The 24166-nt window shown below is 43.4% G+C and carries 19 protein-coding genes and 4 pseudogenes; 3 read left to right on the plus strand and 20 right to left on the minus strand.

Annotated features, from left to right (window positions below):
• Window positions 1–293: 293 nt before the first annotated feature.
• The 5 genes and pseudogenes from ACU1JV_RS09105 to ACU1JV_RS09125 form a co-directional block, all read right to left on the minus strand.
• Window positions 294–1274, minus strand: a pseudogene (locus tag ACU1JV_RS09105) (N-6 DNA methylase).
• A gap of 70 nt (window positions 1275–1344) precedes the next feature.
• Window positions 1345–2772, minus strand: coding sequence for a restriction endonuclease subunit S (locus ACU1JV_RS09110; RefSeq protein WP_413985604.1), 1428 nt, complete (start codon window positions 2770–2772; stop codon window positions 1345–1347).
• A complete protein-coding gene (locus ACU1JV_RS09115) occupies window positions 2769–4268 on the minus strand; it encodes a class I SAM-dependent DNA methyltransferase (protein ID WP_025364072.1) in 1500 nt (499 codons plus the stop codon). The genes ACU1JV_RS09110 and ACU1JV_RS09115 overlap by 4 nt, the downstream gene beginning before the upstream one ends.
• Window positions 4268–7513: a type I restriction-modification system endonuclease gene (hsdR, locus tag ACU1JV_RS09120; protein WP_413985603.1), complete on the minus strand. Its 3246-nt coding sequence runs from the start codon at window positions 7511–7513 to the stop codon at window positions 4268–4270. Before hsdR ends, ACU1JV_RS09115 begins: the two co-directional genes overlap by 1 nt.
• Before the next feature lie 241 nt (window positions 7514–7754).
• Window positions 7755–8036: pseudogene (locus ACU1JV_RS09125) on the minus strand (hypothetical protein); the annotation flags it as partial.
• A 294-nt stretch (window positions 8037–8330) separates the two neighbouring features.
• Between ACU1JV_RS09125 and ACU1JV_RS09130 the strand changes: the two are divergent.
• Window positions 8331–8405, plus strand: a complete 75-nt coding sequence (locus ACU1JV_RS09130; protein WP_434954074.1) for a putative holin-like toxin — start codon at window positions 8331–8333, stop codon at window positions 8403–8405.
• Between the two features lie 370 nt (window positions 8406–8775).
• Here ACU1JV_RS09130 and ACU1JV_RS09135 read toward each other — a convergent pair.
• The 8 genes and pseudogenes from ACU1JV_RS09135 to ACU1JV_RS09170 all read right to left on the minus strand — a co-directional run bounded on the left by ACU1JV_RS09135 (window position 8776) and on the right by ACU1JV_RS09170 (window position 15613).
• Window positions 8776–9165 (minus strand): annotated as a pseudogene (locus ACU1JV_RS09135) (DUF1259 domain-containing protein).
• A 158-nt stretch (window positions 9166–9323) separates the two neighbouring features.
• Window positions 9324–9893, minus strand: a complete 570-nt coding sequence (locus ACU1JV_RS09140; RefSeq protein ID WP_413985602.1) for an SF0329 family protein — start codon at window positions 9891–9893, stop codon at window positions 9324–9326.
• 53 nt (window positions 9894–9946) lie between these two features.
• A complete protein-coding gene (locus ACU1JV_RS09145; protein WP_413985601.1) occupies window positions 9947–10936 on the minus strand; it encodes a tRNA dihydrouridine synthase in 990 nt (329 codons plus the stop codon).
• A 345-nt stretch (window positions 10937–11281) separates the two neighbouring features.
• Window positions 11282–11479, minus strand: a pseudogene (locus tag ACU1JV_RS09150) (N-6 DNA methylase); the annotation flags it as partial.
• A gap of 19 nt (window positions 11480–11498) precedes the next feature.
• Complete coding sequence (gene rlmD / locus ACU1JV_RS09155) at window positions 11499–13256, minus strand: 23S rRNA (uracil(1939)-C(5))-methyltransferase RlmD (protein WP_413985600.1); 1758 nt, start codon at window positions 13254–13256, stop codon at window positions 11499–11501.
• A gap of 224 nt (window positions 13257–13480) precedes the next feature.
• Window positions 13481–14362 carry a diacylglycerol kinase gene (locus ACU1JV_RS09160; protein WP_264216743.1) on the minus strand — a complete coding sequence of 294 codons (882 nt, stop codon included), beginning with the start codon at window positions 14360–14362 and terminating at the stop codon, window positions 13481–13483.
• Between the two features lie 172 nt (window positions 14363–14534).
• Window positions 14535–15323: a sirohydrochlorin chelatase gene (locus ACU1JV_RS09165; RefSeq protein ID WP_413985599.1), complete on the minus strand. Its 789-nt coding sequence runs from the start codon at window positions 15321–15323 to the stop codon at window positions 14535–14537.
• Window positions 15323–15613, minus strand: a complete 291-nt coding sequence (locus tag ACU1JV_RS09170; protein WP_007428885.1) for a YerC/YecD family TrpR-related protein — start codon at window positions 15611–15613, stop codon at window positions 15323–15325. Before ACU1JV_RS09170 ends, ACU1JV_RS09165 begins: the two co-directional genes overlap by 1 nt.
• Window positions 15614–15842: 229 nt before the next feature.
• Here ACU1JV_RS09170 and ACU1JV_RS09175 point away from each other — a divergent pair, with 229 nt between their 5' ends.
• Complete coding sequence (locus ACU1JV_RS09175) at window positions 15843–16349, plus strand: hypothetical protein (protein WP_064962572.1); 507 nt, start codon at window positions 15843–15845, stop codon at window positions 16347–16349.
• A 6-nt stretch (window positions 16350–16355) separates the two neighbouring features.
• On the opposite strand, the gene corA is transcribed toward ACU1JV_RS09175, so the two are convergent.
• The 7 genes from corA to ACU1JV_RS09210 form a co-directional block, all read right to left on the minus strand.
• Window positions 16356–17315, minus strand: coding sequence for a magnesium/cobalt transporter CorA (gene corA / locus ACU1JV_RS09180; protein ID WP_413985598.1), 960 nt, complete (start codon window positions 17313–17315; stop codon window positions 16356–16358).
• A 373-nt stretch (window positions 17316–17688) separates the two neighbouring features.
• A complete protein-coding gene (locus ACU1JV_RS09185; protein WP_434954072.1) occupies window positions 17689–17859 on the minus strand; it encodes a hypothetical protein in 171 nt (56 codons plus the stop codon).
• 20 nt (window positions 17860–17879) lie between these two features.
• Window positions 17880–18608 (minus strand): amino acid ABC transporter ATP-binding protein, encoded by a 729-nt coding sequence (locus ACU1JV_RS09190; protein WP_013369518.1) that lies wholly within the window; start codon window positions 18606–18608, stop codon window positions 17880–17882.
• A complete protein-coding gene (locus ACU1JV_RS09195; protein WP_064962574.1) occupies window positions 18601–20049 on the minus strand; it encodes an amino acid ABC transporter substrate-binding protein/permease in 1449 nt (482 codons plus the stop codon). Before ACU1JV_RS09195 ends, ACU1JV_RS09190 begins: the two co-directional genes overlap by 8 nt.
• A 241-nt stretch (window positions 20050–20290) precedes the next feature.
• Complete coding sequence (locus ACU1JV_RS09200) at window positions 20291–21280, minus strand: inorganic phosphate transporter (protein ID WP_013369516.1); 990 nt, start codon at window positions 21278–21280, stop codon at window positions 20291–20293.
• 14 nt (window positions 21281–21294) lie between these two features.
• Entirely contained in the window at window positions 21295–21909 is a 615-nt protein-coding gene (locus ACU1JV_RS09205) for a DUF47 domain-containing protein (protein WP_007428879.1), read from the minus strand.
• Between the two features lie 188 nt (window positions 21910–22097).
• Complete coding sequence (locus tag ACU1JV_RS09210; protein ID WP_413985597.1) at window positions 22098–23192, minus strand: DUF3048 domain-containing protein; 1095 nt, start codon at window positions 23190–23192, stop codon at window positions 22098–22100.
• Between the two features lie 251 nt (window positions 23193–23443).
• On the opposite strand from ACU1JV_RS09210, the gene ACU1JV_RS09215 reads away from it, so the two are divergent.
• Complete coding sequence (locus tag ACU1JV_RS09215) at window positions 23444–23962, plus strand: DoxX family membrane protein (RefSeq protein WP_013369513.1); 519 nt, start codon at window positions 23444–23446, stop codon at window positions 23960–23962.
• Window positions 23963–24166 lie beyond the last annotated feature (204 nt).

Consider the following 24166-nt stretch of genomic DNA (forward strand, 5'->3'; position numbering starts at 1 on the left):
ACTTCTAATGTGAACCATTTTGATATGTAAGCAATCACTTTTGGGATTATCAAGTTTTCTTGTTACTAGCAGCTTGGCTATCTGATAATCTCCAAAACTAACCATAGAGTTATCAAAAATTTCTTGGTAATCTAACTCGTTACTCGTAAATCCAATTCTTTGGACAGACTTATTCACATTATAATCTTGAAAAATTTTATTGGTGTTAAAGTTGAGACCTGTTTTTACTTCGCAAATAATTCCTATTGTTTTCCCTGGCTCGAAGTAAGAAAGTAACAACGGATCCCAATCCTCTAACCTACCGCCTGTTTCTTCATATACATATGAATTTGAGTACCGCTCCCCCCTTCAAACAACACAGTATCGGGTACAATAACAGCCGCCCGAAAATTACCATTATTTTTCAAATCCTTGTAAATATGCTGTAAGTAGTTAAGTTGTTTATTAGAAGTCGTGAATGTAAAATCATTCCGACTAGTTCGTTCACCTCCATTTTTTTGGTCCAAATGGTGGATTAATCATTATAACATCATAATCCTCCATTTCTTCGTCAAATGAAGATAATATGTCTCCAAGTTCAGGTTCACCATGTATATCATGTAGTACCGCGTTGATCCTTGCCAGTCGGTGAGTATCTTTAACAAGTTCCACCTCGGAGAAAGCATGATACTTCTGAAAATTCACATCAGTTTCAGCCAACGTAAAATAATCATCAGTTTGTACACGTACATACCGATTAGCAGCAATCATGAATCCGAATGTCCCTACTGCCGGATCATGACAACGCTCTCTAGGCTGCGGATTCACCAACTGTACGATAACATCAATCAACACACGTGGTGTGAAAAACTGCCCACCACCGGACTTCAATTCACTTGCAAATTTCTCTAACAAACCTTCATAAAGATTCCCTAGACCCTCTTCCTTGACATCATACCAATCGAGCGCGTCAATAGACTTTACGATTTTCTCCAAGTTTCTCGGGTCTCTAATAAGCGATGTAGCATCTGAATAAATTTCTTTGAGTAGTTCATTGTCTGCCTGGCCAAGTTCGAGTAGCAGCAATTTATAGAAGCTCTTCAGCTCGATTCCAGTCTTGGGCACTAACTGATTCCAGTGATAACCTTCTCGTACAATATAATCCTGCTCAGTTTCCTTCAATATTTTAAGAAATAACAGATAAGTTAACTCATATATTGATGGTATGTAATGCCATCATCACGTAATGTATTACACGAGGACCATAATTCTTCAACATGTGTTTGATCAGTCAATCTTCCTGGCTCTCCTTCAAATAGATTTAAGGCACCCAACAGGTTTGCACCAATTGGATGCCTTTAGAATTCAGTTAGATTTTTCTTTTAGTTCCTGAATTAAGAGATCAATTGAACTCTTCTCGCTAGAATTATTTGTTCCAAGCTCACCTCTAAAAGCCTTCATAAGAATTGATTGTTTAATCCTCCCAAGCTCTTTATCTGGAATATTATTCGCTTGTACTTCTTCATTTTTGAATAGTGTTTTCAATATGTCAACAATCTTATTTTGCTCTTCTATTGGTGGTAAAGGTATAATTCCCTTTTTTATTTTTGTTAGAGTTAATCTTTTTATTGCACTTCCTGTCATTAAATTAAGCATCATTTTTTTTATATTTGGTGAATTAAGACAATACACTAAGTATTCGGGATTTAATATACTGCTCTTAGTTCTTAATACACCAACAGAAGATAACAAAGAAAATTCTTCTTTTAAATTGTTTATAGTTGCTACTCCAGTTGTTGCCCCATCTTTAATATATAAAATATCTTTATATCTAACGTCACATCTTTTAAAGATTTCTCGATGCACTTCTTCTGGCACATATGTTATGTCGTCTAAACTAATTCCTGACTCTTTTATATTTTTCGCAGTTATATACTTATATTTTTCAACTGGAAATGATTCAGGACTGTGGTGAGTTCCATCAGTAATTTTATCACAAACATCTTCTAAATAAACCCAATCCCATATGAGTGGTAGAACATACGGTGCATTTGTAATGAGGGAAAGATGATCTTTTAAAGGCTGGGCCAAAAAGCACTGACGACTTTCACGCCATTCCCTCGTCAACTCTCCCCGAAAAGCCTTATCCAAAATAGACGCCCGCCGAAGTTCAAAAGACTCTTTCGCTTGATCAATAAGACGCTTGGCTTCATCAATTTTCGCAAATAGTGAATCAATTTCTTTGGAAATTTTTCTTTGTTCAGAATAAGGTGGTAATGGAAACGGTATCTGGCCCATCTTAAATTTATTAATTATAGAAATAGTTGTAGATGATGATCTTGAAATTAGAGCTTGTCTAAAGGACTCACTAAGCGAGAAATAATAGGTATATTTTGGAACAACAGTATTCTTAATTGCAACAAGCGAATTTATTTGTTGATTTGTAGTGCAATCAACAAGGGTAAATCCAGCCTTTCCTATTGAACCGATACAACAAACTAAAGTAGAATTCCTTGGTATAATTCTACTTTTAGCTTTACCTTCGTCACTTAAATATTCACTCGCTAAAATAACAGAATCCCCTTGGTCAAGATCTCCCGGCTTAATGATTGGAAAACTGCCACCATAATATTGTGGAACTTTTTTTGAGGGAGTTGATCCTGTTATAATATCATGAACACTTTCCAGTTTTACCCAAATCCAATTCTCCGGCACCTCATAAGGCTGTTCTTCCTCGGGTACTAGCGCTTCTTCCAACAACTCTTCTATACTCTTTTCCTTGGTCTTGCTCATGCCTTATATCCCTCACTAGCCTCAGCCACTTGCAGAAGCTCTTGCTCCTGTTCATTGTAATAAACCATATCTTCTTTCGTTCCTGTCCCTTCCGCTGCTTTCAGCTCATTGATCACTTCATTCAATAGCAATATCGCTTGTTCCAGCTTTCCTACGGCTTCTTCCGCTGATTCAATCGGATCAGGCAAGTTATCATAGATGGATAGTGATTCATCCGCAATTAAGCCGATATCGAGGCTATCTCCTTTTTTCGCAATCTCTTCGCGAGTAAAGACATTAAACCGCTCATCTTGAACTTCACTACGGTGCTCTGCTGTGTAGGCGGCAACAAATCCCTCAAAATGCTTCTCGGTCAATGGATTTCGTTTCCCAAAGGAAGGCATGTTTGTCCGTAGATCATACACCCATACTTCCTTTGTATTTCCTATATCTGACTTACCGCGGGTAAAGAACAATACATTCGTCTTCACTCCCTGTGCATAGAAAATCCCTGTAGGCAGACGCAAAATCGTATGCAGGTTACACTTGTCCATCAAGTCCCGACGAATGTCGGCACCAGTACCGCCTTCGAACAGCACATTATCCGGTAGCACAACAGCGGCCCTCGCTTTATCATTACTCTTCAACGCCCGGTAAATGTGCTGCAGAAAGTTCAACTGTTTGTTGGAAGTTGTGAACGTGAAGTCGGTCCGGGTAATTCGTTCGCCGCCCTTCTTCGTTCCAAATGGCGGATTGGTTATGATGACATCATAATTTCTCATGTCTTCGCCAAGGGTAGATAACGTATCTCCAAGTACAAGCTGGCCGTGTATATCATGCAGCAGTGCATTCATGGTTGCAAGCCGATGGGTATCTTTAACAAGCTCCACCCCTGAGAAGGCTTGATACTTCTGGAAATTCACATCGATTTCGTGCAATTCAAAATAATCATCGTTCTGTGATCGTACATGACGGTCCGCAGCAATCATGAATCCGTAAGTACCCGCCGCCGGATCATGACAGCGCTCGCCAGCCTGCGGGTTAACGAGTTGTACAATAATATCAATCAGCACACGTGGGGTAAAGTACTGCCCGGCCCCGGATTTCAATTCGCTAGCGTTCTTCTCCAGCAATCCTTCATACAAATCTCCAAGGCCTTCTTGCTTGGCACTGTACCAATCAAGTGCATCAATAGACTTTACGACTTTCTCCAAATTCTTTGGCTCGCTAATATAGGAAGTAGCATCTGTATAAATTTCCTTGAGTAGTTCATTGTCGGCTTCGCCGAGTTCAATCAGCAACAATTTATAGAAGTTCTTCAGCTCAATGCCATCCTTGGACACAAGGTCATCCCAACGGTAACCTTCCGTCACAATATAATCCTGGCCCGTCTCCTTCATCATTTTCAAGAACAGTAAATAAGTTAATTCAGTGACGTATTGGTGATACGTAATTCCGTCATCGCGTAGGACATTACACAGATTCCATAGTTTTTGAACAATTTCACGGTTATTCATTAAGCTTGCTCCTTCTTCACATAGCTGTATAAGTTCGTGTTGATTTCTTTCACAATTTCATTCAACTGGCCACTGAAGATACGATCTAATTGCTTGTATCCCCCCTGACTTGTGAAAGGTTCGTAGTTGAAAGCTTGTTCCGGATCAGGCCCAAGAACAGGTTCTTGTAACAATTGTTTCTCAATCCGTTCCAGCCACTTCTTCTGAATCGGTGGCCAGACCTTCGTCTCATAGACCTTTTTCATGGCATTCCGCACACGTTCCTCGTGGCTGACAAGTGGATCACCAAGCGCTTGCTGGCGTATGAACGCAATAATATCAGCCGTAATATCTTCATTTTTCGCTTCCCGCCAGGCGGTCTGCAAGTTTTGTAACGTATATCCCGCTTGCCCGAGTTCACCACGCAATTTGTTCAGTTCTTCTCTTGTCAATTCAGTCGGACGCTGACACACAATCATCAGGGCTGGAATTTTATTCAGATTGTCTCTGATATAATCTCCGAATCCTTGCAAGTAGTCCTCAGGTTTGTCAGCATTACCATATCCACGGGTCACACCCAGAAATTCATCCTGATGGTTCGAACGATAGGCTTTATTTACTCCATCTTGATTCTCATCCAGATATTTGAACAGAGCCACGTAAGGGGCTAAGTTTTCCTGCAATTCATTTGGCTCTAGTTGCTCTACCCAAGAGATAAATGCATCTATGGAACGACCGTCAGCAAGCATTTTGAAATTTTCTTCACGACTAGCAGTAAAACGATGTTTTTTACGTTGCACTTTCGCCAATATTTGCTCTTTATACCGTTTGAGATCATTTTCCTCCGGAATATGCCCTAGTTCATCAACCAACTGTGTAATTGGAATTTTCGGATTCACGACAACCGGCTTCATTGCTGTATAGTCTTTCAAGGACTCATAAAGACCTACCGCATCAAATATTTTGAAATGATCCTTGCCTATCTCGTCACATCTACGAGTAGCGCGTCCAAGCATTTGTTCATACAAAATTCGGGATTTTACTCTACGCATAAATACCAGGTTTGTAATTTTAGGCACGTCAATACCTGTTGTGAGCAAGTCAACAGTAACCACTATGTTGGGATAATGTTCGTTTTTAAAACGTCTGATGGCACCAAGCGGATCGTCAATAGAGCCTGTAATTTTCATAATCGCACTATCTTCGACACTACCATAACGTTGATCATACTCATGTTTCAACATATTTACCAATTTATCAGCATGATCATCGGTTACTGCGAAGATTAACGTTTTCCCATCATCATCGGGTGCAATATAGTTTGCCAATTCTTGTACTACCACTTCATTGAAACTGTCGGTAAGCACACGTTTGTTAAATCCGGTTATATCGATCCTCAATTCATCTTCCAAGTACTCTTGCGATAAAGTACCAGATACAGAATCATAGACTTCAACTTCTGCTCCTTTGTCAAAGGTGATTCCATTGTGCTTGAGTAACGTATCAAATTGATAAGGTGGCTCATGATCAATCAGATAGCCTTCAATAACAGCTTCCGAATATGTGTACGTATACACGGGAGGACCAAAAATCTCTGTTGTATGCAGCGCAGGCGTTGCAGTCAGTCCAATCTTCGCAGCATCGAAATATTCAAGTACCTGCCGGTATTTGCTCACATAATCTGCATGGTCACGAATCTCGATTTCAAGCTCACTCATCTCTTTATCGAGCGTATAGCCCCGGTGAGCTTCATCGACAATGATACAATCATACTGCGCTACACCCGGTTTGTCATCACTTGACTGACTGTAAAAGAGACGTTTTAACATTCCCTGAACTGTCGCAATATGAACTTTTGTCTCAGGATTTGGATTTTTGTCCTTCAGGGCTTTCAATTCGTAGATTTCCGTAAATGAATGCGCGCTCTCAAGCTTACTGTCACGAAAAGCAGCTTCTGCCTGTTCACCAAGCGCCTCTCGATCGACCAAAAAAAGAATTCGGTTAAATCTCTTCGCTTTGATCAAACGATAAATTAATCCAATAGCCATTCGTGTCTTGCCCGTTCCTGTTGCCATGGCAAGTAACACACTTTTCTTATTGGATTCTAAAGCTTCCTCGACCTTTTCAATGGCTTTAATCTGGTAAGGACGGAGGCGTAAATAATCGAATTTCTCATCACGGAGTGCTTGCTGTGCTTGTTCAATATTTTGGGTTAATAGAATGCTGATTTCTTCTGGTTTGAACCAGTACTGAAGTGCTCGTGGATGATTGGTTGAGCGGCGGGCATCCAAAAACCAAATGCCCGACTTCTGCTCTAGCTGCTTTAAGTATGGTCTTCCATTGGTGGCAAACAGAAATGGGACAAAATAATCACCCCAAGGCTCGAAAATCTGTTCATCTCCATTTGGAACGACAAGTCGAGCATACTTTTTAGCTTGTTCGATATCTGACGGGATATCTTTACTTGCTCGTTTGGCCTCAATGATACCAACAAACTGTAAACCAACAAACAAAGCATAATCAGCAAACCCTTTCTTAAGCGGCCACTCCGCAATCGCACGATTTTTACCCTTCTCTGGCCGTGCCCCTTGAGCAAACCTCAGATTTTTGGAGTCCACTTCCCAGCCTGCCTCAGTTAACTGTTGATCAATCAGTATGCGCGTTTCCTCTTCAGTTAACTGAATATTACTACCAGCCCTCATAGAACGTTTACGTCTTCGCTCCTTATCTTTTCCATTTACATATAGTTGTTCAGAACGAACTCTTTCAAGTTCTTCCTCCATTTGGGCAAGCTTGTCTTCATAGGTCTGTGTTATTTCTACTAGTTCAGCTTCTGAAATAAAACTCCCTTCAGTAGGTTCTTGGTAAGCCGGTGCTTTAAACTGCCAGTCTCCATATACCTCCATAAACCATACTGACAATCGAAATGCCATCTGTAGCAGGGCTTTGGCTTCATCCGTATCACCATATGCCGGATTATGAACAGCATTATTCCCTTTCTGACGAATGGTATGAAACAAATCGATCATTTCACGCGGTACGATTTGCTGATATTTAAATTGTTTCAAGCGATGGTCTTGTGTTGTCGTGTGTGCCTCACGAATTTCTTCAAACGCAGAGATATACTTTGCCATAGTTTCAGCAAATGTACGTATTTTGGAGATAGCCGTATTCGGATCTTGATAGATATTACGTTCTGCTGTTTCGGCTACCTTATCAAGTACTTCCCATTGTGGAGCCAAAAAGTTAAAATTTTGCGATGCCATGTCAGTTCACCTACTTCTGTTTTTTAGGATGTGACTATAAGACTTATGTACCAAACACTTGAAAAACATAACAGTTTATTACTAGGATCATTTTACCATAAAAATTCTCATACGACTGGACTTCCAGTTGTGAAAATGAATCAAACTCTGCTTCATGAAAAAGAAAAAGCGCCAAAAAGCGCTCAGTATAATTGACATCATTTGGTAAAAACAACTCCAATATTGTTGTTTATCGAGGCAGCTACAACGATTGGTTCGGTCCCGGATGAGTCTCCGGCTCGTGCCCGGAGTTTCTCAACTCTGGGAAGAAATAATCTACCTGCGCTTCATAGCGATCCTGAGCTGACTGGCAGGTATCCATCAAGTATCCTTTTTCCGAACGGTACTCCTTCAGACCGCGATAATAAAACAGCTTATGCTCATGGTCAATAATAAAGGGCATAATATTATGCTGCAAACATTCTTTAATCATGATGATCCTGCCAACCCAGCCATTGCCATCCTGGAACGGATGAATATTTTCAAATTATTAGCGGAAATATTAAACATTTTCCAGCTATATATGAAGCCTTTGATGGTACGCAGCCAATAGCTTTGCCATCGCGCCTGCCACTATTCCCGGAGCAGTCGTTTTCATATCTCCTATCATATTAGGTCTTGTTTTAATTTCACATCAAATTTATATCAATGTATCAATTGTATACTCGCGTCAGTATATTCCTAAAATATCTTCAACATGATATAACCGCAGAAGCAATAGAAAGGATGATATAAGCGGTCGGCTAATCTCCCGTAAGGGAGGTGATGCCTTGTGACAGTGTTTGAAGCGGTTATGCTGATGCTTACCTTCGGTTCGCTGATTGTAGCTCTACTATCCAATAAACACAAGTAGACCGCCCCCCCATAAGGTCGCGGTCTGCTTTGATCGTATATCCTCTTGTTAAGCCAACCGCCCTTAAAAGCGGCTATTGCTCGGGAAGTCGTGTTAGCACACGGCTCTCTTTGCATTGTAAGATATTCCTGCCCTTACTATAACACGATGGATGTGAATTTCAATCCACGGACGTATGTTCTTTCAAGCTAACCGCGAAAATCGTAAACCAGTTGTAGCTTCCATATTTCTTAAACTGATTCGGTCGCCTTTTTTTGATCTTTGTTAATGACGAACAACAAAGCCACACTCTCTACATATCTTGAGTAAACAGCAGAACAAAGCGTGTTGGAGAGTGCATTCTTTAATCCATCTTTTCAGTCACTGCTCACTAACGAACAGCATTCAATGCGATCCTGACTTTTCTTGCGAAAACAAGTGGTCTATAAACTGCTTTAATATTGATATAAATTAAACGTGGCTGCTCGAATAGCCATTCCTTGCGAACAAACGTCACCTTTATACCTTGATCACGAATAGCCCTAATGAATTTATTGACTTCCTTCTCTAAGAATACCGCTCTTCCTAAATAAAGCGCTTTTCCAGTTCTTTTATTTAATGATTCGAACGAAAATGAAGATGTTACTCTAAACCTTTTTTTTCAAAATTGTAGCTCTTATTTGATTGCGATTTATTGTCGAGACACATTTTCCGCCAGCAAGGCCTGATTCCTCCCGATAATCCTTGAAAATCTCTCACAAAGCGAAAGACTATTGGGCATACTTCTTCCCCTCCCCTGTTATCATTTAAGGTATGAATACAGAAACAGGATTGATCGAGATTATTGTCCAATACTACGTAACCTCTTATCATACTACCTTTATTTTCAGGGAGAATCCGGTTTTGGCTAAAGAATACTTTTCATTGAAAGTTATTTTTTCATAACGTACTACGCCGTAGTTCATAAAAATACCGCACAATCGGATGCTTTAACTTCATCTTCTCAGACATGTTTAAAATTCGCTTTTTTCCTACTCGTCTGTCCACTAAAGCTAGAATATTCAATAAGATATCATTACTCTCTAAGCTGTCCTCTATAGAAGTAGTTAAAAACTTATTAGCTACAACATTAAAATTAGACTTGCTTAATGAGGCCTGTGCTGATAAAAGCTCCTTTGCATGCTCTGATATTTTTCTACCTCTTGCAATTACTTGTAGACGATCCTCCGGAACGTTCCCATTAGTATCTTTTCTGATCGTTTCAATTTCTTCATTGCTAATAGGAACTTGGATATTGGAATCATTCTTGATTTCCAACTCCGTCTGATACCACTTGATTGGACTAGTGATATCATTCATATTGAGTATGTTCTTCTTATCTACAGCAATATAACAAACTCCAGATTTATCAGGCAAATAACGGTAACTGGTTGCCCGGTATTCGACCCTACCGTCTAACGCAGGACAGAGGAAGCTCTCCAGTTGTTGCTTCAATTTACTCCAGGACATATATCCTCCTATGTTTTTAATGCCTATTAACAGCCCGTCCCCAACTTGGCAATTTAATTTCCACGTTCCTCTACCTCATCATGATCCTTGCTTCCAAACTCATCAAGCATTGTACGCACTTCACTTGTTGATTTGGCGTTCATTAAGCTGTTTCTGAGTTCACTTGCCCCTCGGAATCCACGGACATATATTTTGAAGAAGCGGGCGAGAGGGCTGAACGAACGTGGCTCCTGTGCTGAATAATGATCATGGAGATCTAGATGAAGCCGCAGCAGTTCAAGCAATTCTTCACTGCTGTGTTCCTTCGGCTCCTTCTCAAACGCAAATGGATTCTGGAAAATACCACGCCCAATCATAATGCCATCCACTCCATATTGCTCAGCGAGCTTCAATCCGGTCTGACGGTCAGGGATATCCCCGTTAATGGTCAGCAATGTATCTGGCGCCACCTCATCACGAAGTTTCTTAATCTCCGGAATCAGTTCCCAGTGAGCGTCTACTTTGCTCATTTCCTCTCTTGTCCGCAGATGAATGGACAAATTCACAATGTCTTGTTTCAAAATATGGGTTAACCAGTCGCGCCATTCATCTACGGCAGTGAAACCGAGCCTTGTTTTTACACTAACGGGCAGTCCCCCGGCTTTGGCGGCCTGAATGATATCCGCTGCGATTTCGGGACGGCAGATCAGGCCGCTTCCCTTCCCATTCTCGGCTACATTCGCTACAGGACATCCCATATTAATATCGATGCCTTTGAAGCCTTCTTTCGCCATACCGATGCTCATTTCACGGAAATATTCCTGCTTATCTCCCCAGATATGGGCCACCATGGGCTGTTCATCCTCTGTAAAAGTCAAACGCCCGCGTACACTTTTGTTCCCCTCCGGGTGACAATAACTCTCTGTATTCGCAAACTCCGTAAAAAACACATCCGGTCTGGCTGCTTCACTTACGACATGGCGAAACACAACATCCGTCACATCTTCCATCGGTGCCAGTATAAAAAAAGGTCGTGGCAAATCACGCCAAAAATTATTCGTCATATCAAAAACTCCTCTATAAATACCAGGACAAATCTTTGGTCCCAAAATGGTAAAGCTAACCTGTTCATGTCCTTGCTTCTTCTTCACATATAATATGTTTAAGCAACGTAGTTCAAACGGCAGTATATGTTAAGCATAGACATCTAAATGAGTATACCATACCCAATAGAGGAGCATACTCCCCAAAAGACTCACAAAAAAAGGAAGAGCCTCTCCCCTCCTTGCCCGTACTGCGCCGCAGTTCATAAAAATACTGCACGGCATAACTTCCCCCAGCCTACGCCGTTCCCAAGAGATTTAAAAAAAGAGCCGAGGAATAATATCCTTGACCCTTATCGTCAAATTCTACACATGAATACCCAACATTTTCAGCTGTCCATTGATTTTGGCTTCAAGTTCAGCGATTTCTTGTTTATCTTGCTCTATTTCTTCAAGTGATGCCACGTGAGCATATTTATCAACATCTACACGATTTCGGTACGTTTCGATAATCTTATTGATGTTTTTATCAGTAAGTTTGTTTTGATTTTTACCTTTTTCAAACGCCAATACACCTCAACTATTAGTCTTTTCTGACCAACAGAGCAACACTTTCCACATGAACCGTATGCGGAAACATATCTACGGGTTGCACTTCCACTGTACTGTATCCGCCATCCTCCAATATCCTTAAATCCCGCGCCAGTGTGCTTGGATTACAGGATACATACACTACACGCTCTGGCTTCATCTCCAGAATGGTGTCGAGCAGGCGTGGATCGCAGCCCTTGCGGGGTGGATCGACGACGATGACGTCGGCGGTGATACCTTGCTCTTTCCATGCAGGAATGACATCTTCGGACGCGCCTACCTCAAATTTCACATTACGCATTTCGTTCAATAGCGCATTACTCCGTGCATCGTCGATGGCTTCTTTGACGATCTCCACCCCATACACCTGGTCCGCATGCTGGGCGAGAAACAAAGAAATCGTACCGATGCCGCAATACGCATCAATTACCGTTTCTTTGCCCGTGAGACCGGCATATTCGACGGTTTTGCCATACAGTACTTCCGTTTGTACGGGATTCACCTGATAAAAGGATCGCGCGGAAATCGCAAACTGGACGTTTCCAATGTAATCGTAGATCACATCACGTCCCCACAGTACACGAGTCTCGTCGCCGAAAATAACGTTCGTTCGCTTCGTGTTCACGTTTTGGCATATGCTTGCCACGTGTGGGATATGCTCACGGATACTTCCGATCCACGCGTCTGCGTGCGGGATATCTCGTCCATTCGTGACGAGCACCAGCATCATTTCACCTGTGCGGAAAGCAGTCTTCACCACGACATGGCGCAATAGCCCGCGTCCGGTTTCTTCATTATATGCACTGATGCCCAGCATTCGGCCAATCTCTTTCACACGTGCGACAACTTCGTCATTGCGCTCGTCTTGAATGAGACAAGTGTTCATATCCACGATGCGATGGCTGCCGCGTGCGTAGAAGCCGCCGACAAGCCCACCTTCGGTGACACCAATCGGCACCTGGGCTTTGTTGCGATACCGCCAAGGCTCACTCATACCGAGTGTAGGATGCACGACTACGCCTTGTACACGCGACATGTGGTCTGCACTTCCATCCGCAGAGTCAGCCAAAATCTCTGCAGTATGCTCACTGGACTCCGTAGCCACACTCAGCTTTCCGATACGTTCCAGCACATCCACCACATGCTGTCGCTTCCAGCCTAGCTGCGCTTCGTAGCTCATATGCTGGATCTGACAACCGCCACATTGATCGTAGATGGCGCACGGAGCTACGATCCGGTCAGGGCTAGATTGCGCGATATCCAGAAGCTTGGCATAGCCATATTGCTTTTTTGTTTTCAGCACCTTGACCCGTACTTTTTCACCCGGTAACGCGCCCGGAACGAACAGCGTAAAACCCTCGACACGCCCTACACCCTCGCCATCATGGTTCATGCCGATGATGTCTATCACGGCCTCATCATTCTTTTGCACAGGCAGATCGCTACGCTCTGCATTAGACCTGCTACGATTGGAAGCTTCCTGATTCCGTCTATCGTTACTCCGTTCACCTTTGGAAAAATGACGAGATTTCCGTTCATCCCCCCGCATTTTTCGATCCGAATTATCCATATTTCCACTTTTGCTTTCGGTTCCAGCCCGAAGCTTTCTATTCCCAGCTCCAACTCGTGACTGTTCCAGTTCTCTCTCTTTTTTCGCCTGTATGGTCTTGTGGTGCTGCTTTCCTTGAACTGGAGTTGCTGTTGCTGTATTCCGGCGGCTTTTTCCACGTCCGCTACGGTTATTCGTCATGATGGTCACTTCTTTCTGTTCTTCTTTTCATGCTTATCTTCATTCAGCCACATCATTCAAATCGTCATCTAGACGATGTTTAAACATCAACTCGAAAATGCCGTTACTCCCCACGGAGAACGGCAAGGACCGATATGTTCCCTACAAAAAACAACTATCCACTCTGCGTTCTGTATATCGAACTACTCAACCAACCGGAAATAAAATCATTTCCGATCCTCTTCCTACCGAAACACATTCAAATGATGCGGAAGATTTCGGAAGGTCGCTGGCAGTGTGCCTCCTAATTCGCCATCCAGATTAAGCTGGACATAGCCAGGTGAGGTCACTTCCATGTAATCGGTTCTGAAATAAACGATTTTCTTGTCCTGCAAGTGCTCTCCGCGCAGCGCAAGTGTAACCAAGCGGATCATTTCCGCCAGATTGCATTTGCGCACAGCGATGACATCGAGCAGTCCATCATCTATTGTCGCCCCAGGAGCAAGCTTTTCAAACCCGCCGACCGAATTTGTATTTGCGATCAGGAAAAGCATAAATTCGTCGTGGATCACTTCCTGACCCGATGCCTTGATGATCAGCTCCTGTGGAGCAAGGCTGACCATCTTCTCCATACCTTTAAAATAATAGGCCAATTGGCCAATCATCGTTTTGAGCTTGCTTGGAACTTCATATGTAAGCTCGGTTAAAGTTCCACCGCCTGCGATGTTGATAAAGTAGCGGTCATTGGCTTTTCCGATATCCAGTGGCTTCGGATTTTGACGAATAACGAGGTCACAATAATCTTCCCAGTGCTTGGGAATGCCCAGTGCTCTGGCAAAATCATTCGTCGTTCCCAGAGGAAACACACCCAGAGGCGGGCGGTTTTCCCTTTCAGCCATCCCGTTAATGACCTCATACAATGTACCATCGCCACCAGCGGCAATAATCATATCATAGCCACGCTCAACGGCCTCTGTTGCGGCACGCGTTGCGTCCCCTTCCCCTGTAGTTGCATGACAAGAGGCCTCAATACCACCTTCATCCAGGCGCTGCAAGACATCCGCAAGGCGACGCTTCATTTCCTCACGCCCAGAGGTCGGGTTATAGATTAATCTAGCTCTTTTCATTCCGTTACGCCACCCGTATATTTAATGATATTTATATTCACATCGCAGTTCATCACATTCAGTCTGTACAAAATATCATCATACTGGAAAAAGACCTCTTTTACAATAAAAGAAGCCATTCACTATCCAAATAAGGGAATTTCAGGTTGGAAACACTATCGCCAAATTCAGGTTAATTATTATCGGTCCTTGCTTGCGTCTTCATGCTCTGTAACAGCTCACGAATTTGTCTGTCCATCCAGCTTGTGAGCAAAGGATGCGGCAATATAGGGTCTCCTGAATAACGGTAATCCAGCCCCTGTAAGCGTTTAGGAATCATATGACTTGTAAAATATCCCGAACTCAAAAACAGCGGTGCCACAATAACATCATGACCCCGTTCCTGATTCCAGTACGCCGCCTTATCATGCACACCCTCAGGATTTAGCAAAGCGTGGTCCGTAATGATGCCACTCACATTTTGCACCGTACGGGCCAACGAGGAAATCCCTTGCTCCCAGCGCTGAAGAAAGCCGTTGTGCGCGCTGCCGTGTCCTACGAGTAAAATGACCTCGCGCGCAGGATCGACCGACAACGGGCGAACCTTGTCCCACACCATGCGGGCAACATCTTCGCCGTCATCCAATGGACTGCCAAAATGCACACGTGCCTTCAATCGAAACGGCTCCAAATCTGTTTCTTTGTCTGGCGCAGCTTTGACTCCCAGCGCATAGCTAATTTCATCTACATGCGTACTGCCTGACGACACGAACAAAGGAATAACCAGTAAATCTGTTACCCCCAAGGCTTCCAGACGGTCAATCCCATTTTGAATCAATCTTCCTTTAACCGTTTCCAAAAATGAAACCTCTACCGGCATTTCTTCCAGCAATTGAAGCTTTGCAACTGCCTGATCCACCTGTTCCACCCAATATGGCTCTCTAGAGCCATGGCTGATGACTAGTATCCCAGGGCTCCGCATTAGCGACCCAGACGTTCCAGAGTCATTTTATACCCGTCATTCCCATAGTTCAGACAACGCTTCACACGTGAAATGGTGGCTGTACTGGCGCCTGTCTCAGCTTCAATCTGATTATATGTGCTGCCTTTGCCAAGCATACGGGCAACTTCCAGACGTTGGGAGAGGGATTGAATTTCATTAATTGTGCACAGATCATCAAAAAATACATAGCACTCTTCCAAATTTTTAAGAGTTAAAATAGCTTCAAACAATTGATCAATACTTTTATCATTAAGCTTTTTAAGCTGCATAGATTATCATCTCCCAAAGGTTACAATCTCTCCTCATTGTACTCGACAAATAGTCAGTTTTTCAAGCATTAACGGTTTCACGCATTACAGAACAACATTACATGACTACAGAAACATACTGTGCGAATGCCCAAATCCGCTTTTATACCTAATTTCGGGACACGCGCCTAAACCCACTGTGCGTTTGTAACATACAGTAGAGTATCAATCTGCAAAGGAATGTGATCTCATGCCTGGACATTACTATCATCGGAGGGCGCAAACGCGTTCCATTTCCGATCCGTATAGTTCAACTCCTTATCCTGGACTCGATCCATACAGCGAGGTTCCGCAAGTCGATTCCTCCGCCGTGGTGCCTTATGAGGCACCAGCGAGTATAACAGATTCCGCCGTGGTCACGCCAGACCCCGCCCCAGCCAAAGGAGGGCTGCTTGGCGGTCTTGGTAATCTCAACGATATTAAAGGTATTATTGACCGTATGGGCGGTATTGACGGGATTGTTGCTACGGTCGGCAAGGTACAAAAGATTATGTCTAGCGTGCAGCAATTTGCTCCGATGGCAAAACTGATTATGGGCTCGCTCCCAGCATTCAACAAAAACGCAAGCAAAAAAACGACAATACCAATTACTGAGGAACTGGATGAATATACTCCACCACGTCGACGCCGGAAAAAGACACAGCGCAAAAGTACCAATACCCCACGCAGACGTCCGCGCAAACGCACAAGAAAGTAGGCTATTTTATTTAAACCAACCTCGGCGCATAAACCACACCACCATTGCAACAATCAATAAGAACATAAAGAACAATACGCCAAAATATCCATATTTCCAGCTCAGTTCGGGCATATACGAAAAATTCATACCATAAATTCCTGCAATCAGCGTCAAGGGCATAAAAACGGTCGTAATTACAGTCAGCGTCTTCATAATTGAATTCATGCGATTGGAATTAAGCGATATGTAACTGTCTCTCAGGTCGGCTGTCATCTCGCGGTCGGCCTCCAGCATGTCCGTCAGCTTCAATAAATGATCATAGATATCTGTAAAATAAGCCATATGATCCCCCTGACCCTGCACATGCTGTGAATTCAAAACTCGGTACATCAGATCACGCATCGGTACGATCGTGCGACGCAGCTTGAGCAACCTGCCACGCAGGTCAAATACCTGCTTCATTAATTCCTCTACCGATTCGTGTGCACCCAAACCTTCAAGCTCAGCTAATTCATCCTCAATGATGAAAAGACTCGGAAAATAGTTGTCTACCAGCTTGTCCATCACCGTATAAGCTGCAGCCAGCGGTCCGCGAGACCATATTTTGCGCTCGTTCGCATGCTCGACAATCCGCTCCCAGGCCTGATCCAGCTCCTCCAGTTCATGATGGTGATATGTAACCAAAAAACGGCTGCTAATAAACATATCTACCTCTTCCGCCTCTAATGTATCTACATCAAGCGCATGTACCACCAGAAACTGTACATTCTCGTAATAATCCAACTTGGGACGTTGCAGAACATGCATACAATCCTCTACAGCCAGCGGGTGAAAATGAAAATAACTCGTCAGCAGCTCTGACTCTTGATCTGTAGGCTCGTTAAAGTCAGCCCAGATCCATATGTAATCTTCCATGACAATCTGCTCCAATGGTTGTCCCACCGTCACCTGATGATCATGACTTATAGCCAATGTACGTATCACCGTACGTCCCCCTCGCTTATACTGCCGTCTAATATGTTATTTATATTTTATATAAGCCATTCAACATTATACAAATCTCACGCTCTACATTCCCATACACTAAATAAGAAAAGGATATCTCCGGGCCAGCACGCTCCCGAAGATATCCTTATACAATAATCCACGCATTATATTTTTCAAAAAATCTATGCTTGTCGCTTCATACCCTAATCGGCGATAAAAATAATGTGCATTCAGTCGTTCACCCCGATAGTCATATGTTGCTTGTATCGCTATTTCCCTTGGCGCAGCAAGCAAAGCGCTGCGCCAATTCCCTCTGCCTGCACCCACTCATTTAAAAGTGGGGCAGGCTTTTGCGAAGAAAGAAGTAGGTTCAGCAAATCGTAGCGTAGCGGTCCATTTGAATCTGTAGAAGCGCCAGCGTTCGCCTTTGCCCTTGAAATTTCACCTTATAAGGTCTTATATAATCAAAAAATTCAAGGGCAACAGCGATCGAAAGATCAAATGGATTGTGGAGCGACTCACAACGAGCACCCCGACTCACATTCACACCCCCTCTCCCACTTACAATACTTTCTCCAAGAAACTAATGGTCCGCTCGTTTTTCGGATTACCAAATACCTCTTGCGGTGTTCCTTCTTCCACGATGTAGCCACCGTCCATAAATACGACACGGTCGCTTACTTCTCGCGCAAAGCCCATCTCATGCGTTACGATCATCATCGTCATGCCTTCGCGAGCCAGATCTTTCATTACGCCGAGCACTTCGCCCACCATTTCAGGATCAAGCGCCGAGGTTGGCTCATCGAACAGCATAATGTCTGGGTTCATTGCCAGCGCACGTGCAATCGCCACACGTTGCTTCTGACCGCCGGAAAGCTGTCCTGGCAATGCATCTGCCTTATCGGCCAAACCTACGCGATCCAGCAGTTTCATAGCTGTCTCGCGGGCCTCTGTCTTCGTCTGTTTGCCCAGCTCAGTCGGTGCGAACATAATGTTCTTGAGCACCGTCATATGCGGGAACAGATTGAAATGCTGAAACACCATACCTATATTTTCACGGACCTTGTTAATGTCCACGTTTTTGTCACCCAATTTGTAGTCATCAACGATGACCTCACCAGCTGTAATTTCCTCCAGCATATTCATACAACGCAAAAACGTACTTTTCCCTGAACCAGAAGGGCCAATGACGCATACAACTTCGCCTTCCCGTACTTGCATGTCAATGCCTTTTAGCACCTGGTTACTGCCATAGCTTTTTTTCAGGTTTTTAACGATAATTTTACCCACGGCGAACTCTCCCTTCAAGACGGTTGGAAATTTTGGTCAGGACTGTAATGACGATAAGATACATCACCGCAACGACCAGCCAAATATCAAAGGATTGGAACGTCCGCGCAATAATGATTTTGCCCGATTGGGTCAATTCAACCAGACCGATAACTGACAAAATCGACGTATCCTTCAACGTAATAACCAACTGATTGATAAACGACGGGATCATGATTTTCACTGCTTGTGGCAAAATGATCTTCAGCATGGCTGTCCGGTATGGCAAACCAAGCGAACGAGCTGCTTCCATTTGTCCTGGATCAATGGACTGAATACCCCCGCGGATAATTTCGGTCACATAAGCACCAGCGTTTAGAGATAACGTCAACACCGCCGCGACAAAAAGCGGCATTTTAAAATCGAGTGCCTGTGGGATACCGAAGTAAATAAAGAATGCAAGTACGATCAGTGGAATACCGCGGAATACATCAACGAAAACAGTTGCAATACCGCGGAACACCTTGTTATGGCTAACTTTCATAAAGCCAAACACTAGTCCCAGCACAAAGGCTACGAGCAAGGATACCAGGGTGTACAACAGCGTATTCCCCATCCCTTTAATCAACGCAGGCAGCGAAGCGGAAATGAGCTCCCAGCGGCTACGTTCTACAGGGGCCACACCTTTGCCAGATTCACCAAGGTATTTCGACATAATCTTGTCATATTCCCCGCTGTTGCGAAGATTCACAAGCCCTGCATTAAATTTCTCCAGCAGCTCCGCATTTTTGCCTTGGTTGACAGCAAAACCGTAAGAACCGCCTTTTTCCTTATCAGTCACCAGCTTAAGACCATTATTCTGAGTCACACCGTATGCCAGTACCGGATAATCATCAAAGCAGGCAACCGAATTACCTGTTTTAACTTCATCATACATCTGAGAAGAATCGTCGAACGGAACTGTAGTGAAGCCATATTTCGCCTTAATGGATTCCGCGAACGTGTAGCCTTCTGTTCCTGTTTTGACAGCGACACGCTGTCCTTTCAAGTCCTCATAGCGTTTAATCGTATCATTATCCTTACGGACCGCCATGACAACACCTGAGTCAAAATAGGGTTCAGAAAAATCAAATTTTTGCTTGCGTTCATCGGTAATACTCATCCCAGCAATGACACCATCCACTTGATTCGTTTCAAGGGCCTGCACTGCCGCGTTAAAGCCAAGTGGCTTAATGGTATACTCAAAATTCTGATCCTTAGCAATAGCTGCCAGTAAATCCATGTCGATTCCGACAAATTTCCCATTTACATCTTCAAACTCAAAAGGCGCGAACGTTGTATCCGTGCCGATATCATACTTTGTTTTATTTTCTGCGTGAGCCACTACACCGAAATTACCGGCCAGGGCAACCACAGAAAACAAACAAATCATGAGTGCTATTAGTTTTCTTGGTTTTTGCATAAGATCCTCCAGTCAGTTGAACGGTTCAAAGTTTTCTGTTTATTCTACAGGAGTTATTAAAAATTGACTACTTTGATGTCAGGTATTTTTTAAAAAACATCTCATGGAACTATCTGGATGTGTGAACTCTGAAGATGTATTTTTGCCCCAGAATGCCAATAAGCCCCTGCCGCAAAAAGCGGACGGAAGCTTATTGTGTATCCTATATTGTATGTTCTTTTTCAGGGATTCATGAAGAAAACTAGAAAAGAATTTTGAAAATTAAACCTGACAACAGCGCAGAAATTGGAATCGTTATTACCCAGGTTATTACAATACGACCAGCTAATGACCAGCGAACTGCGCTAAAGCGCTTCGCAGAACCAACACCCAGAATCGCCGAAGTAATGGCATGAGTGGTACTTACTGGTAAATGGAGCATGGTAGCTGTAAAAATAACAGAAGCTCCCGAAACGTCGGCTGCGAATCCATTGATTGGCTCAATTTTAAAAATCTTGGTTCCCATCGTTTTGATGATCTTCCAACCACCAATAGACGTACCCAGTGCCATAGCGGTTGCAGCTGAAATTTTCACCCACATGGGTACTTCCAAATGGTCTTGATAACCTGCAGAGACGAGTGCGAATGTGATAATCCCCATCGCCTTCTGAGCATCATTCGTACCATGCGTAAACGACTGGATAGCTGCCGTAATGACCTGCATGGTGCGGAAACCTTTGTTCACTGTATGCGGACTACGATAAGCAAAGATGTATTTCAAAATCATCATCACAATGTAACCGACAACAAAAGCAATCAACGGGGAGAAAATAAGCCCCTCCACAATCCCGATGAAGCCGCTCCAATTTAATTTATCCTGTCCCGCACCTACATACACCGCCCCTGCCAGCGCACCAATCAATGCATGAGAGGAGGATGAAGGAATACCAAACCACCAGGTTAGAAGATTCCAGATAATCGCAGCGATCAGCGTCGCAATAACGATATCAATACCGTTTGTAAGCTTGGTAGGGTCAGCGACACTTCCACCAATGGTCTTGGCAACCCCGGTAAACAAGATAGCTCCGAGAAAGTTCATAACCGCAGCCATAATAATCGCACGTCGCGGCGTCAATGCACGGGTCGAGACCGAAGTAGCAATCGCGTTCGCCGTATCATGAAATCCATTAATAAAATCAAATGCCAGAGCAAGAAAAATAACAATACCTAGTACCAGTAAACTTGTATCCATGTAAAAGGACTCCCTTACGAGTTACGCATAATGATGGATTCCAGCATATTTGCAACATCCTCGCATGAATCCGTTGTCGTTTCAAGGCGTTCGTACAATTCTTTACGTTTAATCAGTTCAATAGGATCAGTTACAGTTGCAAACAGGTTTTTGATGCAAATACGCAATAATTCATCCCCCTGATTTTCCAAATCATTTAGGCGAATGGTGTATTCACGAATAGCCAATAATTTTTTCTGTGAAAGCAAATGTACAGCCTTCTGAATTTCGTAAGCTGATTGACGCAAAATATCAGCGAACTGCACAATATACTCGTCCGGCTCTGTAATGTTGTACATATAAAAACGAGAGGCTGTCGCTTCAAGACCGTCCAGCACATCATCCATGGTCGTTGTCAGTTCCATGATGTCGTCGCGTTCCAGCGGCGTAATGAAGGTCTTGTTCAACTCAGTAATAATCGTGTGTGTGTAATCATCACACTTATTTTCATACTTCTTCATCTCATTGGTAAACAAAGTCACATCTTGTAAATTTGAAGTATGTTGGGCAAAATAATCGGCTGCTTGCACGATCGTATCTGCCATATTTTCCAACGTCTCGAAGAATATATCCTTTTTCTTCAATCTCATAACGATTACCCCTTTACGAAAATATCCGCAACCTGTTTCGACTGCAATAGACAACCTTTGCTATCTTATCACACTCATCAATGTTTTTGTAATGTTTGTAAAAGCAAATTTCTAGATATACGTATACAATGCCCGACATAGAGAGTCATTATCCGACAATTTTTTCCTAAATAGGTGTATTACGTTTTCTAATTCGCTTCAAACGTTACATGTTCCGTTAGTGAAGTATCTGCAGGTACTACATGTATATAGGATGTACCTGGTGTTAACGGGATTTCAACCCCATTTTTCATAAACCGAATCGCATCGCCAGATGTATGCTGCCATTCAGCACGTATTAACTGTCCTTGTTGAAACACCATGGCCTCTCCGCTACCGTCCAGTTCAACGCTTAGTCTGCCTACATCATCCAGCGTTCGATGCCTCGTGCTCATCACAATAACATTAGCCGCTGAGAGCTGTTGGTTATTATTTTGATCTAGATGTGACTTTTCGTTCACAAAACGTTTATATCGTTGATCGGCTCGATCATAGGTATAAGATACGCGATAGCTTTTCAGCAAAAACCGGATGTGCACAGATGCGGCACTCTCGTCCACCATAACTGGAGTTTCGCCGGTTTTGAGATAAGGATACACTGGAACTTCCGTCTGCTTGGTATATCCTTTGCTTTCGCTTCCTTTACGTAGCCTGCTCACATCTGTGTATAAATTATGTGGTGGACGACGGTCTTTGCTTCGCCAAAAATAAGCCCCTCCATTTGAAATCTCATCCAGATGTTCCTTCCGCTGCTGCTGTAAAATCGCATAGGCATCTGTACTTCCCCCTGCATGTATCGGCAACGCACCATAGGTTTCGCCCAGTTCAATCAAATATGGCCGAATACTGCGGACCGGACCGATCTTCACATCTCCACCATGACTTTGGAAAAAAGCTACCAAACGGGTAATTCCGCCTTCTGCAAGAATCTCATATACCATATCTGCCTCGCTAAGCCCTGCCTGTGGACGCGCAGCCGGGGCATTGTTAATCATGACAGCCAGTGGCCGCTCCAAAACAGGCTGCTCCACCGGAAGCCCGGTAAGCGGAGCTGTAAATGCCGGAACAGATGGCTCCTTAGGCGGTTCAAGCACCTTCTTCTCTGTTTCTTGCTGGTTCGGTTGGGGAACGGATTCAGATTCACCCGTATTGGACAAAGCAGAACAAGATATCATTGTCATGCATAACAGAGCTGAGGCCATCACACGCAACCAATGATTTCGCTGAGAAATGGGCCCGGACAAGTTCATCCCTCCACTTCGTTTATTTTTCTCATTATAAGCTTTTCTTCCTGTTTTTGTCTTGATTGAAGCATGGCCTCTCTATAGAATACTTATCTAAAGACATTAAAATTTAAAAAATATTCGAACTTTGTGATTTTTATCACAAATATCTGTAACTGAACCTAATACAATAAAGGTGTAGCAAAGATGATCATCCCAAACAAATTGAAATACAACCCATCATTATAGATTAAGAAAGAGGAGTGATTTGAATGTTTAACAACTGGTTACGTGAGAACAAAGTAGCAATGTGGCTGCTGACTGTAGTACGGGTTTATCTAGGTTATGAATGGATGACCCACGGACTTGAGAAGCTGACTGGCGGATTCGATGCAGGTGGATTTATTTCGGGGGCCATTGCTAAAACAGGCGGAGATCACCCCGCTGTACAAGGCTGGTGGGGATCGTTCCTTGAAGCCTTTGCCCTGCCGAATGTCGGTTTGTTCAACGTACTGATCCCATTGGGTGAGTTCTTAGTCGGGGTTGGCCTGCTGCTTGGTACATTGACTACACTGGCTACTTTGATGGCTATGGTTATGAACTTCTCGTTCTTGTTCTCGGGTACAGTAAGCACCAATGCAATCTACCTGCTGGTTGAAATCTTCCTTATCGTTGCTGGTGCAAATGCCGGAAGAATCGGCTTTGACCGTTGGGTACTGCCCTTCCTGCGTGGACTGTTTGGTAAAAATAAAGACACTTATCAAACGGACCCCAATCGAAAAATAGCTTAACTATCCAAAAAACAACCGTTATCCTCTGGAAAATGGTTGTTTTTTTGTTCAGCCATGCTGCTTCTCTTTAATGTGTGGCTATGCTGCACCCTCCTCTATTTAAGTGAACAAAGGAGTCCTCAAGTCCATCCTGACTTGGAGACTCCTTTTTCGGGTTCATCTTCTCCCCAAACGTTTACAAGTTGGATACAACATGGAATGTTC

This window comes from Paenibacillus sp. T2-29 (genome assembly GCF_052921365.1).